Annotated in this window: 15 protein-coding genes; 4 read left to right on the plus strand and 11 right to left on the minus strand. The window is 63.6% G+C overall.

What is annotated here, in order from left to right; all coding sequences use genetic code 11:
* Nucleotides 1–2 precede the first annotated feature (2 nt).
* From LFL96_RS23365 to LFL96_RS23375, 3 genes are all read right to left on the minus strand, one after another.
* Nucleotides 3–440 (minus strand): low molecular weight phosphotyrosine protein phosphatase, encoded by a 438-nt coding sequence (locus LFL96_RS23365; protein WP_281003072.1) that lies wholly within the window; start codon nt 438–440, stop codon nt 3–5.
* Nucleotides 437–1591 (minus strand): polysaccharide biosynthesis/export family protein, encoded by a 1155-nt coding sequence (locus tag LFL96_RS23370; protein ID WP_281003844.1) that lies wholly within the window; start codon nt 1589–1591, stop codon nt 437–439. Before LFL96_RS23370 ends, LFL96_RS23365 begins: the two co-directional genes overlap by 4 nt.
* 158 nt (nt 1592–1749) lie before the next feature.
* Entirely contained in the window at nt 1750–3165 is a 1416-nt protein-coding gene (locus LFL96_RS23375) for an undecaprenyl-phosphate glucose phosphotransferase (RefSeq protein ID WP_281003073.1), read from the minus strand.
* A gap of 334 nt (nt 3166–3499) precedes the next feature.
* On the opposite strand from LFL96_RS23375, the gene LFL96_RS23380 reads away from it, so the two are divergent.
* Nucleotides 3500–4477, plus strand: coding sequence for a 2-dehydropantoate 2-reductase (locus LFL96_RS23380; protein ID WP_281003074.1), 978 nt, complete (start codon nt 3500–3502; stop codon nt 4475–4477).
* A 115-nt stretch (nt 4478–4592) separates the two neighbouring features.
* On the opposite strand, the gene LFL96_RS23385 is transcribed toward LFL96_RS23380, so the two are convergent.
* The 3 genes from LFL96_RS23385 to oxlT form a co-directional block, all read right to left on the minus strand.
* Complete coding sequence (locus LFL96_RS23385; protein ID WP_281003075.1) at nt 4593–6044, minus strand: aldehyde dehydrogenase family protein; 1452 nt, start codon at nt 6042–6044, stop codon at nt 4593–4595.
* A 103-nt stretch (nt 6045–6147) separates the two neighbouring features.
* Nucleotides 6148–7194 (minus strand): LysR family transcriptional regulator, encoded by a 1047-nt coding sequence (locus LFL96_RS23390; protein WP_281003076.1) that lies wholly within the window; start codon nt 7192–7194, stop codon nt 6148–6150.
* Between the two features lie 30 nt (nt 7195–7224).
* Nucleotides 7225–8568, minus strand: coding sequence for an oxalate/formate MFS antiporter (oxlT, locus tag LFL96_RS23395; RefSeq protein ID WP_281003077.1), 1344 nt, complete (start codon nt 8566–8568; stop codon nt 7225–7227).
* A 334-nt stretch (nt 8569–8902) separates the two neighbouring features.
* On the opposite strand from oxlT, the gene LFL96_RS23400 reads away from it, so the two are divergent.
* Together LFL96_RS23400 and LFL96_RS23405 are read left to right on the plus strand one after the other, a co-directional pair.
* A complete protein-coding gene (locus LFL96_RS23400; RefSeq protein ID WP_281003078.1) occupies nt 8903–9850 on the plus strand; it encodes a LysR family transcriptional regulator in 948 nt (315 codons plus the stop codon).
* Nucleotides 9851–9946: 96 nt separating this feature from the next.
* A complete protein-coding gene (locus LFL96_RS23405; protein ID WP_281003079.1) occupies nt 9947–10258 on the plus strand; it encodes a hypothetical protein in 312 nt (103 codons plus the stop codon).
* Nucleotides 10259–10459: 201 nt separating this feature from the next.
* On the opposite strand, the gene LFL96_RS23410 is transcribed toward LFL96_RS23405, so the two are convergent.
* The 5 genes from LFL96_RS23410 to LFL96_RS23430 form a co-directional block, all read right to left on the minus strand.
* Nucleotides 10460–11278: a fumarylacetoacetate hydrolase family protein gene (locus LFL96_RS23410; RefSeq protein WP_281003080.1), complete on the minus strand. Its 819-nt coding sequence runs from the start codon at nt 11276–11278 to the stop codon at nt 10460–10462.
* A 55-nt stretch (nt 11279–11333) separates the two neighbouring features.
* A complete protein-coding gene (frc, locus tag LFL96_RS23415) occupies nt 11334–12581 on the minus strand; it encodes a formyl-CoA transferase (protein WP_281003081.1) in 1248 nt (415 codons plus the stop codon).
* 38 nt (nt 12582–12619) lie between these two features.
* A complete protein-coding gene (locus LFL96_RS23420) occupies nt 12620–14392 on the minus strand; it encodes a thiamine pyrophosphate-binding protein (protein WP_281003082.1) in 1773 nt (590 codons plus the stop codon).
* Between the two features lie 336 nt (nt 14393–14728).
* On the minus strand, nt 14729–15448 hold the full coding sequence (locus LFL96_RS23425; RefSeq protein ID WP_281003083.1) for a GntR family transcriptional regulator: 720 nt from the start codon (nt 15446–15448) through the stop codon (nt 14729–14731).
* A complete protein-coding gene (locus LFL96_RS23430) occupies nt 15426–15647 on the minus strand; it encodes a hypothetical protein (RefSeq protein ID WP_281003084.1) in 222 nt (73 codons plus the stop codon). Before LFL96_RS23430 ends, LFL96_RS23425 begins: the two co-directional genes overlap by 23 nt.
* Nucleotides 15648–15927: 280 nt before the next feature.
* Between LFL96_RS23430 and shiA the strand changes: the two genes are divergently transcribed.
* Nucleotides 15928–17247, plus strand: a complete 1320-nt coding sequence (gene shiA, locus LFL96_RS23435) for a shikimate transporter (protein ID WP_281003085.1) — start codon at nt 15928–15930, stop codon at nt 17245–17247.
* Nucleotides 17248–17270: the final 23 nt, after the last annotated feature.

The following is a 17270-nucleotide window of genomic DNA, read 5'->3' on the forward strand; positions in this document are numbered from 1 at the left end:
ATTCAGCGCACCACCGCGGCGATCGCATCCAGCCAGCGCTGCACGCCCTGCTCGATCTGCGCGATGGCCAGTTCAAACGTGAAGCGGCCGCGCCGGTACGGATCGACGATATCGAGCCGCTCGTGCTCGCCGAGCCGGTAGACGCGGCCACGCGCGAAGGGAAACGCGTGCTCGATCAGCGCGCACTGCGCTCGCGTCATCGCCAGAATCAGGCGGGCGCCGCGTACCTGCGCCGGCGTCAACACGCTCGACACATGCGGACGCAGATCGATGCCCCGGCCGTCCATCAACTCGACGGCGAGCGCGGGGGCGCGACGCCCCACGAGCGCGCGCGTGCCCGCCGAATGCACGGCGACGCGCGGCAGCGCGGCGGCCAGCAACGCGGCCGCCATCGGACTGCGGCAGAGATTGCCTTCGCATACCATCAGCACGTCGGTCATTTCGCGATCACTCCCGCCGTCAGGCCCGAACTGATCAACGGCATCAGCAAACTCAGCACGCGATTGAAGCGAACCAGCCCACTACCGTCGACGTACACCACATCCTTCGATTGCAGCTCGAAATCCTTCGCGAGCAGCATCGCCACCGGCGAATGGCCGTCGAGGTGAAACACCTGCGGCGCGCCGTTCGTCGAGCCGCGAATCACGAACATCTGCGCGGCGTCCGCGGTCGACGCGTTCACGCTGCCGGCCTGCGCCAATGCATCGGCCAGCGTGATACGGCCGGTCCGGTGCGGCACGGCCGAGACGGGTTTGTTCACTTCGCCCATCACGTACACGTCGTTTTCATCGCGCGCCGTCACGCGCAGCAGGTCGCCCGGGTTCAGAAAGAGCCGCGACGGACTGACACCCTGCGCCAGCATCTGCGTCAGATTCACGCGATGAGACAGGCCATCGCGCACCAGCACCAGCGCGCTCTGATCGGCGCTGTCGCTGAAGCCGCCGCTGCGGCCGAGCGCTTCGTATAGCGTCATGGGCACGTCGTTGACGGCGAGCGCGCCGGGATTGCGCACCTCGCCATCCACATACACCTGACTCGCGCGGTACGACGCCACGCGCACCGTCACCTGCGGCTTGACGAAGTACTTCGCAAGCGCGGCGCTCAGACGCTGCTGGATCTCCTCGGTCCGCAAGCCCGCCACGCGCAGCGTGCCGGCATAGGGAAACGTGATCGTGCCGTTCTGCTCGACGGTGAAGCCGGACAGGGGATCGCCCGCGCGCGCCGACGAATCGAGTTGCGACGAACCGAGCGCCGCCGCGAATTCCGGATGGTCCCAGATCACGATGCGCAACACGTCGCCCGCGCCGACGGTGTAGGCGCGCGACGTACCGGCCAGCAGTTGCGACAGTTCGAGCTGCTGGCGCTTGCGGTTTTGCATCAGCCGCGCGACGAGCGCTGCGTCGATTTCCGTAATCGGGATGTCGGGCATGGCGGCGTTCGCGTCCAAGACGGCCTCGCTCGGGACGGTTCCGGTCGCGGCGATTTCATCCGTCGTCCCAGCCATCGAACGAGGCTCGACCGCCACTCGCGAGGTATTCATTCGCATGCCCGGCGCCACTGCGCATGCGCTATTCAACAATACCGCCGCCATCGACACATACAGCCGGAACCGGCGACAACTCTTCAATAATGCAAACATCGTGTTCAACCTGCTCCTCGAACGAGTGTGCAATCGCGCAACTCGTTATCACGCACATAATCAGCCATACCAACTAATCTGCAAAAACCGAATCACGCTCCATCTCTTCTTCAATAGGCATTGCGGTTCATCAAGCCCTTCACCACCGTCGCCACGACGATCCGCATGTCGAGCGCGAACGACCAGTTGCGCAGGTAATACAGATCGTGTTCCACCCGCCGCTGCATTTTCTCGATGCGGTCGGTCTCGCCGCGAAAGCCATTGACCTGCGCCCAGCCGGTAATACCGGGCTTGATCCGATAGCGATGGATGTAGCCGTCGACGATGGTCCGGTACTGATCGTCGTGCTCGATCGCATGTGGCCGGGGGCCGACCACCGACATCTCGCCGCGCAGCACGTTGAGAAACTGCGGCAACTCGTCGAGGCTGGTACGGCGCAGAAACGCCCCGACGCGAGTGACGCGCGGGTCGCGCCGCGTCGCCTGCCGGACCACGCCGGCTTTTTGCGCGTGCGCGCGCATCGAACGAAACTTGAAGATGCGGAACACGCGCCCGTTCGCCCCTTTACGGCGCTGCGTAAACAGCACCGGCCCCTTCGATGTGACCTTGACCGCAACCGCGATGGCGAGCATCAACGGCGCCAACGCCACCAGCACGGCCGCGGCGAACACGCGGTCGAACAGCGCTTTTTGCAGCAACGAATAAGGCGTCATCGGCGACGCGACGAGATTGATCGCGGGAGAACCCAGCAGATCGACCACGTGACGGTCGAACATCACGAGACCGCGCACGTCGGGCAGAAAGCGCAGGTTGACCAGATCGCCGCTGAATTCCGCGAGCACTCGCAGCAGCATGTCCTGCTCGGACATCGGCAGCGCGAGCCAGATTTCGTCGACCTGTTCGCGGCGCACCCAGTCGGCGAATTCGCCGAAACTCCAGAAGCCCGGCAAGCCGTGCACAGTCGTTTCGCCCCCGCCCGCCGTGTGAAAAATAGCCACGGCGCGAAACCCCGCTTGCGGCGATGCCGTGAGATTCGCGATCACACCGTCGCGATGCTTGCCCGCGCCCATCACCGCCACCGTGCGCAGATTGCGGCCCGCGCGCCGCATCCGGCCCAGCGCCGCATGCACCAGCAGCCGCGAGGTCACCAGACCGCCGGCGGTCAACGCGGTCCAGCTCACGCACCACAGCCGCGAAAGCGACGCGGTGCGATGCAGCAAAAACATCACCGCGAGACCGCAGACCTGCACCGCCAGCCAGCCGATGACGATGCGCACGCTCAAGTGCCATTTCGAGCGCCCGCGCCACGAGTCGTACACGCCGAACCACGGCAGCAACAGAATCGCGAGCGCCATATCGAACGCGACGAAGGACGCCTCGACGATCGCCCGGCCCGGCTCCGGCAGCCACAACCACGAAGCCAGCGTTGTGCCCAGGCCAATCAGCATGACATCGAGCAGGCGCGCGACCGCGCTTTCCATATCGGCGAACTCACGGCCTGTAGGCTGGCGAATCACTGTGTGCATGGCGTGGGTAACGCATCACTCTTTGAAGGGACTCGAATTCTGCCCGCGCTGTAGTGGCTTAGGTCTGAGAAATTTCCCAAATCGTCGCAGCATTCGCCGGGGCGCTCTGCGCGTTGCGATGGAGCAATCTGAGCGTAGTCCTGACCTTGTCAGAGCGGCTCTTACATAACCGATTCCTAATGCATCGACCGAGAAACTTTAACTATCCGTTTTCTCACTGCGTCCGTATCCTCAGGACGTGGCCCGCCGCCGGTCGTTGCGCATTGCATGCTGCTTTGCACGACGCACAGCCGGCATCGGGCGAGCGCTTTCTCATCGTCGCAGGAGCGGCATCATGAAGATCTGCATCTTTGGAGCGGGAGCGATCGGCGGGTTGATGGGCGTGCAACTGGCGCGCGCCGGCGCCGACGTGAGTTTCGTCGCACGAGGCGCGCATCTCGCGGCGATGCGCGAGCACGGCGCGCGTCTGATCATGGACGGCGAAACCTACACCGCGCCCGTGCGTTGCACGTCCGACCCGAGCGAACTCGGCGTGCAGGACGTCGTGATCGTCACGCTGAAGGCGCACTCGCTGCCGGGCGTGGTCGAGACCATGCAGCCGCTGCTCGGCAAGCACACGGCGATCGTCACGGGCGTCAACGGCATCCCCTATTGGTACTTCTACCGGCACGGCGGTAAGTTCGCCGGCACGCGCCTGGCCAGCATCGATCCGGACGGCACGCAATGGACCCGGCTGGGCCCCGAACGCGCTATCGGTTGCGTGCTGTATCCGGCAGCGGAGATCGTCGAGCCGGGCGTGATCAAGCACGTGTACGGCAAGAAATTCCCGATCGGCGAGCCGGATGGAGAACGCACGCCGCGCATTCAGCAGTTGCACGAGATCATGCAGGCGGCCGGGTTCGAGGCGCCGATCCGCGACAACATCCGCGACGAAATCTGGCTGAAGCTATGGGGCAATCTCTGCTTCAATCCGATCAGTGCGCTAACCCACGCGACGCTCGACGTGCTCACCAGCGACCCCGGCACGCGCGCCGCGTCGCGCACGATGATGCTGGAGGCGCAGCGCATCGCCGAACAGTTCGGCGTGCACTTTCGCGTGGATGTCGAGCGGCGGATCGACGGCGCGGGCGCGGTGGGCGCGCACAAGACGTCGACGCTGGTCGATCTGGAGAACCGGCGGCCGATGGAGATCGATCCGCTGCTGACCGTCGTGCAGGAGATGGGGCGGCTGGTGGCGGAGCCGACGCCGACTATCGATGTCGTGCTCGCGCTGATCAAGCTGCGCGAGAGGATGGCATTGCAGGGCGAGTGAACATGGCGAGTTTCGCGGCATAGGCATCAGGTGCTGAAATGACGTAAAAGGATCGAACGCGCGATGCGTTCGATCCTTTTTTCATGGCACCAGCTCTTGCCGCCGGCCGTTGCCGCTATTGATCGATCGCGAGCCACACCGCCTTCGGCTCGGTAAAGTTCTCGATCGCCATATCGCCGTGCTCGCGGCCAAACCCCGAATCGCCCGCTCCGCCCCACGGCAAACGCACATCGGTATAACCATAGGTATTGATCCACACGGTGCCCGCCTTCAGATCGCGCGCGACCCGATGCACCCTGCCGATATCCGCGCTCCACACGCCCGCCGCCAGACTGTATTGCGTGCCGTTGGCGATCCGCAGCGCGTCGGCTTCGTCGTCGAAACGGATCACGCTTGCGACCGGACCGAAAATCTCTTCCTGGGAAATGCGCATCTCGTGCTCGACGTTGGCGAACACCGTCGGCTCGACGAAGAAGCCGCGCTCGCCGATCCGCGCGCCGCCCGCGACCAGCGATGCCCCTTCGGCGCGCCCTGTTTCGACATAACCGAGCACCGTCTTCATCTGCGCGGCGGAAATCAGCGGACCCATCGACGTTTCGCGCTTCGACGGGTCGCCGACCTTGATCGATTTAGCGCGCGCCGCGAGCCGCTCGACCACGTCGTCGTAGATGTCGCGATGCGCGAGGATCCGCGAGCCCGCCGAACACACCTGGCCGGTGTTGAAGAAGATTCCCGAGGCCGCCGCGCGCACCGCGTTGTCGAGATTCGCGTCGGGAAAAATCAGGTTGGCCGACTTGCCGCCAAGCTCGAGCGTCACGCGTTTGAAGTTGCCGGCCGCGCCTTGCAGAATGCCGCGCCCTACCGAGGGCGAACCGGTGAAGGTGACCTTGTCCACGCCAGGATGCGCGACGAGCGCATCGCCCACCACACTGCCCTTGCCGGTGACGATGTTCAGCACGCCGGGCGGCACGCCCGCTTCGAGCGCGAGTTCGCCGACGCGCAACGCGGTGAGCGGCGTGATCTCCGCCGGTTTCACGATCAGCGTGCAGCCGCACGCAAGCGCCGGGGCGATCTTCCACATGCCGATCATCAGCGGGAAATTCCACGGCACGATCGCGGCGACCACGCCGACCGGTTCGCGCAGCGTGTACGTCAGCGCGTCGGGACGCACCGGCACGACCTGGCCGGTGATCTTGTCGCACCACCCGGCGTAGTAGTCGAGCGTATCGATCGCGGCCGGAATGTCCTGGCGCATCACGGCGGCGATCGGCTTGCCGGCGTCGAGACTTTCGAGCGCGGCGAGTTCGTCGAGATTCGCGCGCATCAATTCGGCGAGGCGCGCCAGAATCCGGCCGCGTTCCGCCGCGCGCATGCCGTTCCACACTTTCAGCGCGGCGCGCGCCGCGCGCACGGCGGTATCGACATCGGCGGCACTGCCCTGCGCGACCCGGGCGATGGGAGCCTCGGTGGCGGGGTTGATGTCGATCGAGTATTCGCCGGTGCCCGGAGGCAGACGCTTGCCGTCGATCAGCAGATCGTGGCGCTGGATTTCGGTTGCGGTATCCATCGTGACGCTCCTTGCGTGAGGTAGGGAGTGAATGTCGGAGTCGGGTTGCGTGGGCCGGTTATGCGCGGACCGCCCGGTGGCATGGCATGCGTGATCCGCGCGGTCAGGGCGAGGTGGTGGATCGGCGCTCGGGTTCGTGCGACGCGGCGCCGTCGCGCGGCGCAGCCTTGCGCGCGACACAGGATGAGCCTGCCGGTGCGTGTGTCGAGGATGAAGCCCGGCTTTGATCCGGCGATGCCGATACCGGTGCCGATGCCGATGCCGGTGCCGATGCCGCGAACTGTGCCCACACCTCGGCCGCATTCGGCCGAAGCGAACGCTTGCGCCGATGCACGAGCAAGGTGGTCAGCTTCATCTCCGGCACGAGCGGCCGGCTCACCAGCGCTGCGCCGAACGATGGCCAACGCGCATCCACGGGCAGCACACCGACGCCGAGGCCCAATTCGACCATTCGCGTTACCGCTGCGACGTGCCCCATTTCCTGCAGCGGCCGACGCTTCAGGCCGTTCGCGGCAAACGCGAGATCGAGCGCGGCGCGCACGCCCGCATCGTCGTTCAACGTCACGAGCGGCCACTCGTTCAGGCTCGTCCACGCGATGCCGGCGTGCCGCGTCAACGGATGCCCGCACGGCAACACGGCGTGCAACGGCGTGGAGAAAACCGCTTGCGCATGCAACTGATCGCCACTCAACGGCTGCGCCAGCGACACCACGCCGAAATCCGCCTCGCCCTGTTCGACGCTCGCGAACACGCTGCTCTGCGGCTGATCCTCGACCGACACGACGAGGCCGGGAAACGCCGACGCGCAAGCGGCCAACCCCTGCGCCACCCATGCCGACGACATCACCGGATTGCTTGCGATGACCACCACGCCGGTATGCCCATCGAACGCCGCGCGTTCCTCGCGCAAGGTCAGGTCGATCTCGTCAAGCAAGCGGCCGATCCGGCGTTCGAGACTCGCCCCCGCGCTCGTCAGCTCGACCTGGCGCGTGGTCCGGTCGAACAGCTTCAGTTCGACCGCCTCTTCGAGTTCGCGCACGCAGCGGCTCACCGCCGACTGCGTGAGATCGAAGCGGCGCGCCGCACGCGTGAAACTCCGCTCGCGCGCCACGGCCACGAAAACCTTCAGCTGTTGCAACGAAACGTTCATGACGTGCGCACCGATCGCGTTCGCTTCACGCTATTCCCCGGTCTGTTCCGGCCACCGGCCCAGACGCGAGGGCTTGCCGTTGCCGGCCACCGCCAGCACGCCCTGCGGTTCGTTGTGCGAGTCGACCCAGCGCGAGCGCATCGGCGCGAGCACGAACTTCGCCGCGATGCCGGCGGCGATCGTCACCACCGCCGATACGATGAACACCAGATTCCAGCCGCCGGTCGCGGACAACACCGAGGCGATCGGCACCAGCAGCGACGCCGTGCCCTTCGCGGTGTACAGCGTGCCGGCATTGGCGGCCGCGTATTTGCTGCCGAACGTATCCGCGCAGATGGCTGGGAAGATCGAGAAGATCTCGCCCCAGAACAGGAAGATCAGCGCGGCGAACGTCATGAACCAGTACGGATTGCTGCCGTATTCCATCAAGCCGAGCAGCGCCAGACCTTCGCCGATGAAGATCACGAACATCGTGTTCTCGCGGCCGAGCTTGTCGGAGATGAAACCGCACAGCGGACGCGTGAAGCCGTTGCAGATGTTGTCGATGGACAGCGTCGCGGTGAGCAGCGGCAAGGTCATGCCGAACATCGTCATCGGAATGCGCGCGAGGCCCCAATCTTTCGCGATCGGCCCGATCTGCGCGGTGGCCATCAAGCCACCGGCCGCCACCGCGACGAACGATACGTAGATCACCCAGAACACCGGCGTCTTGATCATCTGCCCCGGCGTGTAGTCCACCTTCGACACCGCGAATTTCCTGCGCGCCGCGGCTTGCTGACGCAAAGTCGGTTTCTTCAGCAACAACGCGAGCACGAAAATGCACGCGCCCTGCAGAATGCCGAAGAAGAAGAACGTATGTTCATAACCGGTGCGGGTAATCATGTTGGCGATCGGAATCACTGTCACCGCCGCGCCCGCGCCGAAACCGGCCGCCGTCAATCCCGCGGCAAGACCGCGGCGATCGGGAAACCACTTCAGCGCATTGCCGACGCAGGTGCCATACACGCCGCCCGCGCCGATCCCGGCAATGACCGCCGCCGTGTACAGCACCGGCAAGGTGGTCGCATACGAATTCATCACCCAGGCAAGACCCGCGCAAATCGCGCCGCCGGCGACCACGGGCCGAGGTCCAAATTTGTCGACCAGCCAGCCTTCGAGCGGCACGAGCCACGTTTCGGTCAGAATGAAGATCGAGAAGGCGAGTTGAATCGACGCTTCGCCCCAGTGGTGACGCGTGTTCATCGGCGTGACGAACAGCGTCCACGCGTATTGCAGATTGGCGACCAGGGCCATGCATACCATGCCGATGACAAGCTGCCACCAACGATTCGTCCAGAACGCGCGCGCCTTGGCCTGCTGATTGATATCGTCCATGAGCCTGTCTCCGCCATTTATCTCGTGCGGCTTTTCATGCTGCCGCGCCGTCTGCGTCCCACCTTATGGTTTTGACCCGAGAAGCCGTGCTCGTCGGGAATGCTTATTTTTCGTTTCCATACACCCGCTTTATTGACCGGAATGAACCCAAACGCATCGTCATGCTGTATTGCAAGAAGTACTTTATTCCGACCAATTACATTGCTTTTTACCGGAAAGTCCAATACGTAGTGGCATTTCCGCTTCTTATACGAACCCATGCTAGGGTCATTGCTGAATTACGAATAATTAAAGTTTGTTATTATGTCGATTCACGTTTGCTTATACATCGGCCATGACGATGCGCAATGCGACTCTGCGGCAACTGAAAGTGTTCGAGACGGTGGCGCGCCACCTGAGCTTCTCGCGCGCCGCGGAGGAATTGCATCTGACGCAACCCGCCGTGTCCACTCAGGTACGTCAACTCGAGGAACATGCGGGACTGCCGCTGTTCGAGCAACTCGGCAAGAAGATCTACCTCACGCCGGCCGGCACCGAGATGCTTCACTACAGCCGCGCGATCATGCAGCAATTCCACGAAGTCGACGAAGCGATGAGCCAGCTCAAGGGCGTCTCCGGCGGCAAGCTCAGCATCGCCGTGATCAGCGCGGGCGACTACTTCTTTCCCCGGGTACTGGCCGAATTCACGCGCCGTTATTCGGGCGTCGTGCTCAATCTCGCCGTGCACAACCGCGAGGAACTGCTGCATCAACTCGCGACCAATCAAACCGATCTGGCCGTCATGGTGCGCCCGCCGCACGAAACGGATGCCACCAACGAGCCGTTCGCGCCGCACCCGTACGTGATCGTCGCGGCGCCCACGCATCCGCTCGCGCACAAGCGCAACATCAAGATGAGCCAGTTGGCGAATGAAGCGTTTATCGTGCGCGAGCGCGGTTCGGATACGTGGAATTCGATGGAAGAAGGTTTCGCCGGACGCCTCGCCAATCTGAAGATCGCAATGGAAATCAAGAGCACCGAGACGATCAAGCAGGCGGTGATCGCGGGCATGGGCATCGCGTTTCTGTCCGCGCATACGATCAGCCTCGAATTGCAGCTCGGCCATCTCGTGGTACTCGACGTCGAGAGCTTTCCGGTCATGCTCAACTGGTACGTCGTGCATCGAAAGAACAAACGCTTGCCGCCGGTCGCGGTCGCCTTCAAACGCTTCCTGATGGAGGAAGGCGCGAATCTGATCGAGAAGATTACGCGCGTGAAGGAATTGAGCGTGTATAAACGCTAGGCTATGGCAATCCAATAAAACTTTAACTATTGCCAATCGTTCGGCGCTTCTATGCTGCAAGCGAGTTCTCTCACTCGCGTGCCCAGGAGGCCGGTCATGAATCACGCTTCGGTTGCATCCCCTTCCCTCGACAGTACTCACGGCGCGCGCGCGGTCGCGCAAACCGAAGACGATGCGCATCTGAGCGCGTATAACGCCGCGTTCAGCGATCTCGGTCTGCGCTTTCGCTGGGATCACGCGACGCTCGACGTACTGCGCGAATTCAATGGCGAAGCGGCGCGCATTACCGCGTACATCGAGCGCTTTCATGCGCATCTGCATCGCGCGTACGATGCCGATTTTCTCGCGCAACTGATTTTGCACAAGAAGGCGCAGTACTACGGCGAGTCCGTGGCGCACGACGAATGACGAATCACCGGCCGTCGACGTCGATGTCGATGTCGTCGACTTCGACGATGCGCCGGTGCATACGCTACGGTCGAACGCTTGCGGCATGCGGACTCCCCATGTTGCACTGCCATCGCACGCGGCCGATCGACCGCGTGCTTCTTTCTTTCGCTACATTCGCTTCTTTATCTTCTGCCTTCTTGCTTTCGCTCTCGCCGTCGCTCAGGTTGCAGCAACCGTTTGCGGTGCGAGGTGATGCAGGTCCGCAGCAGCCGTGGTCACCAGCGTATTACTGAGCGTGCCGATACCATCGATCGAAACCGACACGGTCGCGCCGTCCTTGATCGAGCCGACGCCGACCGATGTCCCGCACGCAATCACATCGCCCGCTTCGAGCGTGAGGTCTTGCGACAGCAGACTCACCTGCTGCTGCGGCGAAAACACCATATCGTCGAGCGGATAGTTCTGCCGCTCGACGCCGTCGAGCAAGGTCACGAGGCGCGCCTGTCGCCAGTCGAATCCGGAGACGATGGCCGGCCCCAGACAACAGAACGTGTCGAAGCCCTTCGCGCGCGTCCACTGCGGGAAATGCGGGTTCTCGTTCAACAGATCCGCGGCGGTCACGTCATTGACGAGCGTATAGCCGAAGATCGCCGCGGCTGCTTCGTCGACGCTTGCGTTTCGGCAACGCCTGCCGATCACGATACCGAGTTCGCCTTCGTAGACGATCTTGCCCGCGTAACCCGGGGGACGACGGATCGCCTCGCCTGTACCGATCACGGAAGCGGCGGGCTTCAACAGAAACAGCGGATGCGACGGCACCGGCTTGTCGAGCTTCGCGGCCAGCGCGTGATAGTTGTTCCACAACGCGACGATCTTGCCCGGCGCGCACGGCGCGAGCGGCGTCAGCGTGCGCATCGGCAGAACCGCGCCGGTCGGCACCGGGTGATCGAGACTCGCGTACTCGTGCAGATAGCCGCCTTCCACGCGCCCAAATACGACGCCGCCGTCGCTCGACATGAAACGCATCCACGTATCCATTGTTTCGCTCCGCGAACGTTACGGCGGTTCGGATTTACCCTGCGTCGATCAGCCCTCAGATCGCGCCGGCCGTGCGCAACGCGCTGATCTGCGCCGGCGAGTAACCGAGTTCGGCCATGACCTCGTCGGTATGTTCGCCGAGCAGCGGCGAGCGTTTGACTTCGGTCGGACTGTCGGACAGCTTGATGGGATTGCCGACCGTCAAATACTTGCCGCGAGTCGGATGATCCACCTCGACGATCGTGCCAGTCTTGCGCAACGACGGTTCCTCGGCGAGTTCCTTCATCGACAGGATCGGACCGCACGGTATGTCGTATTTGTTGAGCGTCTGCATGGCCTCGAACTTGGTCTTGGTCATGGTCCAGCGTTCGATCTCCGCGAAGATCTCCTTCAGGCGCGGCAGGCGCGCGGCAGGTGTCGCGTAGTCGGGATCGGTGGCCCACTCTTCCCTGCCGATCACATTGCAGATCTTTGCCCACACCGGCGCCTGCGTGATGAAGTAGATATACGCATTCGGATCGGTTTCCCAGCCCTTGCATTTCAGAATCCAGCCCGGCTGACCGCCGCCCGATGCATTGCCCGCGCGCGGCACCGCGTCGCCGAACGTGCCGTTCGGATATTGCGGGTATTCCTTCATCGTGCCGTTGCGGGCGAGCCGCTGCTGGTCGCGCAGTTTCACGCGGCACAGGTTGAGCACGCCGTCCTGCATCGCCGCGAGCACGCGCTGACCGCGTCCGGTTTGGGTGCGCTGATACAGCGCGGTGACGATGCCGAGCGCCAGATGCAGGCCCGTGCCGCTATCGCCGATCTGCGCACCGGTGACGATCGGCGGACCGTCGTCGAAACCCGTGGTCGAGGCGGCGCCGCCCGCGCATTGCGCGACGTTCTCATAGACCTTGCAGTCCTCGTACGGTCCCGGCCCGAAGCCTTTCACCGAAGCGACGATCATGCGCGGATTCAACTCCTGAATCCGTTCCCACGTGAAGCCCATGCGATCGAGCGCGCCCGGCGCAAAGTTCTCCACCAGCACGTCGCATTTCTGGATCAGCGCTTCGAGTACCTGTTTGCCTTCGGGATGTTTCGTGTCGATCGTGACCGAACGCTTGTTGTGATTGAGCATCGTGAAGTAAAGGCTGTCCACGTCGGGGATATCGCGCAGTTGCTCGCGCGTGATGTCGCCCGCGCCGGCCCGCTCCACCTTGATCACATCCGCGCCGAACCACGCGAGCAATTGCGTGCAGGTCGGACCCGATTGCACGTGCGTGAAATCGAGAATGCGCACACCGTCCAATGCTTTCGTCATGTCTGTCTCCCCATGCCACGTCGTGGCAAGTCACTGGTTTACTTGTACATGGTTTGGTTTTTGGTCCCCGGCGCGTACTCGCGCGGATCGACCCAGATGTTGACCACCGCCGAGCGCCCGGTCCGATGAATCGCCTCGCGCGCACGCTGCAACGCGCCAGCGATCTGCGCCGGATCGCGCACCTCCTCGCCGTGACCGCCCAGCATGTCGGCGAACTTGCTGAACGGCACATCGCTCAGCAGATTGCCGACGCTGCCGCGCTCGTCGCCATATTTGGCGAGCTGCCCGTAGCGGATCTGATTCATCGCCGAGTTATTGCCGATCACCGCGAGATACGGTGCGCCGAAACGGTTGGCGGTTTCCATGTCGAACGCGGTCATGCCGAACGAGCCGTCGCCGTAGTAGCACAGCACTTCCTTGTGCGGATGCGCGAGTTTCGCGGCAAGCGCGAAGCCGGTGCCGACACCGAGCGAGCCCAGCGCGCCGGGGTCCATCCATTGCCCCGGACGGCGCGGCCGCACCGCCTGCGCGGAAATCGTCACGACGTCGCCGCCGTCGCCGATGTACACGGTGTCGTCGGAGAGAAATTCATTGAGTTCGTACGCGACGCGATACGGATGGATCGGCATGCTGTCCGATCTGAACAAGGGCATCAGCTTTTCGGTCGCGGCGGCTTCGGCGTTCTGCAACTGCGCCATCCATTTGCGCCGTGCCTGACGCTTGTCGTCTTTCAGACGCCCGCTCGCGGCCTGCAATACGGCGGCGAGAATCGCGCCCGGATCGCCGACGAGCCCGAGGTCGATATCGCGATTCTTGCCGACCGTGCGGTAGTCCATGTCGATCTGCACCAGCGTCAACTCCCGGCTGATGCGCTTGCCGTAACCCATGCGGAAATCGAACGGCGTACCGACGACGATCAACACGTCGGCATTCGCGAAAGCCTGCGAACGAGTGCGGTCGAAGTGATGCGGATCGCCCGGCGGCAACAGGCCGCGGCTCGCGCCGTTGAAATACCCGGGCATGTCGATGCCGCGCAGCAGCGCGATCGCTTCCTCGTGCCCACGCGCGGTCCACACCTGCTGGCCGTACAGAATCGCCGGACGTTCGGCGTTCACGAGAATGTCCGCGAGTTTTTCGATGTCGCGCGGATCGCCGATCGATTTCGTCGACGCGCGATAGTGGCCAGGTTGCGGCACCACCGCGCGCGTCAGATCGATTTCGCGATCGAGCACGTCGCGCGGAATTTCCAGGTAGGCCGGACCAGGCGCGCCGTTGAAGCACTCGCGCGCGGCCATCGAGATCATGTCCGCGACGCGCTCGGTGCTCGGCACGCTGGCGGCGAACTTGGTGATGGGCGCCATGATGTCGACGTGCGGCAAGTCCTGCAGCGAACCCATCTTGTGCTGCGTGAGTGCGCCCTGCCCGCCGATGTGCAGGATCGGACTCTCCGAACGGAACGCGGTGGCGATGCCGGTGACGGCGTTCGTGCAACCGGGACCGGCGGTGGTGACCACGCAGCCGAGCTTGCCGGTCTGGCGCGCGTAGCCGTCGGCGGCATGCGCGGCGACCTGCTCGTGACGCACGTCGATGATGCGGATGCCTTCGTCGACGCAGCCGTCGTAGATATCGATGATGTGGCCGCCGCACAGCGTGAAGATCGTGTCGACCCCTTCGTTTTTCAGCGCCTTCGCCACCAGATGGCCGCCGGAGACGACGCCCGCGTTGCGGGTCTTCTGCCTGAGCGTGTCTTCCGCCGTCGTGCTGCCTGAACTGCTTGTCGCGGGGTTCGGGGATGTAACAACTGCGGACATGGTCGTCTCCTGGTCATGGACGTTCAGCCGGCCTCGCCTCATACCGTATGTGATATATCACATTCAATCAAGGCCGATTTCGAGAGGCGCTTGCTTGCGCCGCAATGCGTGTGTTGCTTATCCAGCTTGGTGTTGACGGTGAAAAGCCGAAAACGGAACGGCGCTCGGCGAGGGAAAACACCGACGCAGGGAAGCTGCCTTTTCCGTTGTTGATATATCACATACTATATTTTCAAGACCGTCAAGCGCGGCTTTTCCCGCATCGCACGAAGCGAGCGGCAACAAAAAAGCCCGCGGTGCTTTCACACCGCGGGCCTGATCGAAGCGTTGTTCCGCCTAGTCCAGAAAATCGCAGTTCGCCTCGACGAAGGTCGCCAGATCCAGCGAATGCTGCCGCGTCAGCCGCTCGGCGAGTTCGGTATCGCGCTTCTCCAACGCCTCGATGATGCGCAGATGATCGACGATGGAACGCGACGCGCGATCGCTCTGCGAGATCGTCATGCGCCGGATCGCGCGCACGTGGATGAAGATGTTCTTGATCGTGTCGAGAATGATCTGCGACTTCGACAACTCGACGATCGCCTGATGAAACGCGATGTTGGCGTCCGAGTATTCGGCGATATGCTCGGCCGGGGTGGCGTCGCGGAAATTGTCGAACATGTGGCGCAGACGGGCGATTTCCTCGTCGCTCGCATGCAGCGTGGCGAGCCGCGCGGCCATGCTTTCGAGCGCCGCCCACATCTGGATCATCTCGACGATTTCGCGCTTGCTCTTGCGCACGATGTAGATGCCGCGCCGCGGCACCATGCGCAGAAAACCTTCCTGTTCGAGCAGCGTCATCGCCTCGCGCACCGGCGTGCGGCTCACGCCGAGCGACTCGCTCAGCACGCGTTCGTCGAGACGGATTTCCTCGCGGCTCTGGTAGATGTCCGCGTCGGCGATCGCCTGGCGCAACATCGCGTACGCCTGATCGCGCAAGCTCGCGCTCGCGCCGATCGGCTGCAACGACAAAGTCAGCGGCGTACCCACTGCTTCAGTTTGAAGTTCTGACGACATGCATCGCCTCTTGTTGACCCTGCGCACGATGCGGCACGGGCGCCGCTCCGCCGTATTGTTCACCCAAACCGATGAACCGGCCATGCTGCGCCGCGCGTTGCGCGACCGGTTGCGGAATCCAGCGCGTCAGCAAAACCGTGGCGGCGGCACCCAGACCCACGGCCGCGAAGGCCAGCAGCGCGAGAGAAGCAAAGTCCATTTCCAGCTCCAGATGATCGAGTGAACGAATCGCTCAATCATATGCTGCGCCGCCGCATTTATCAATATTCCGTATGTAGTATATCAACGACGATCGCCGTCGAGATTACCTCTGCAAAGTAGCACGGACATCGCCCAAACACGCTCGCCTCGGTGTAAACGCGCAAAACGCGCGCTATGCGCGCACGCGCGTTCGATGATCGCGCATTTCGACCTCGATGCGGATTGTGCGAAGCGTCGCGCATCACTAACCTTCGGGGAAAGTTATCTGGAGACACGTCATGAGCACGATCCACCCGGCGGCCGCCCCGGCCGACAACCGCGCAACACGCAGCCAGGCGCGCAAGGCCGCGCTCGGCAGCTTCGTCGGCGCGGTCGTCGACTGGTACGACTTTCTGCTGTACGGCATCGTCGCCGCGCTGGTCTTCAACGCCGAGTTCTTTCCGAAGGTCAGCCCGGCGATGGGCACCCTCGCCGCATTCGCGACCTTCGGCGTCGGCTTCCTGTTCCGGCCGCTCGGCGGTTTCGTGTTCGGCCACTATGGCGACCGGCTCGGACGCAAACGCATGCTGGTGCTGACCGTGATGATGATGGGCCTGTCGACCGCGGCGATCGGACTATTGCCGGCGTTCTCGTCGATCGGCTGGTGGGCGCCGGTGCTGCTCGTCACGCTGCGCGCGATCCAGGGTTTCGCGGTGGGCGGCGAATGGGGCGGCGCCGCGTTGATGGCGGTGGAAAGCGCGCCGGAAAAGAAAAAGGCGTTCTACAGCAGTGGTGTGCAGGTCGGCTACGGCGTCGGCCTCGTGCTGTCGACCGGGCTCGTCGCGATCATCAGCCGGTCGATGGACAACGCGTCGTTCCTCAGTTGGGGCTGGCGGCTGCCGTTCCTGTTCAGCGTGGTGCTGGTGCTGATCGCGCTGTGGATCCGCTCGAGCATGGAAGAGTCGAAGGAGTTCGTCGAGAAGGTCGGCCAGCATGGCGAACGCAGCGTGCGCCTGCCGATCGTCGAAGCGCTGCTGCGTCATCCGAAGGCGTTTCTGCTGATCATCGCGCTGCGGCTCGCCGAACTGTTCACCATGTATATCGTCACCGCCTTCGCGCTGAACTACTCGACCGCGAATCTGCACATGCCGCGCGAGTTCTTCCTCACGATCGGTCTGCTGGTCGGCGCGCTGAGCTGCGTGACGATTCCGTGCTTCGCGTTGCTCGCGGACCGCTTCGGCCGCCGCCGCATCTACATGATCGGCGCGGTGGTCGGCATGCTGAGCGCGGTGCCGTTCTTTCTCGCACTCGATGCACGCGCAACCATCTGGATCGTGGTCTTCGCGGTGATGCTCGCGAACGTCGCGCACGACATGGTGGTGAGCGTCCAGCAGCCGATGTTCACCGAACTGTTCGGCACCGAGTACCGCTATAGCGGCGCGGGCGTCGGCTACCAGGTGGCGAGCGTGGTGGGCGGCGGCTTCACGCCTTTCATCGCGGTTGCGCTGGTCAGCTTCGCGGGCGGCTCGTGGCATCCGGTGGCCGCATACCTTGCGATCGGCTGTCTGATTTCGGTGCTGGTGGCCGCAAAAATGAAGACCGGGCGCGGCGTCGCCTGAGTTTTACTTCCCTCGTTTCGAGC

The organism is Paraburkholderia sp. D15, assembly GCF_029910215.1.
Taxonomy (GTDB): Bacteria; Pseudomonadota; Gammaproteobacteria; order Burkholderiales; family Burkholderiaceae; genus Paraburkholderia.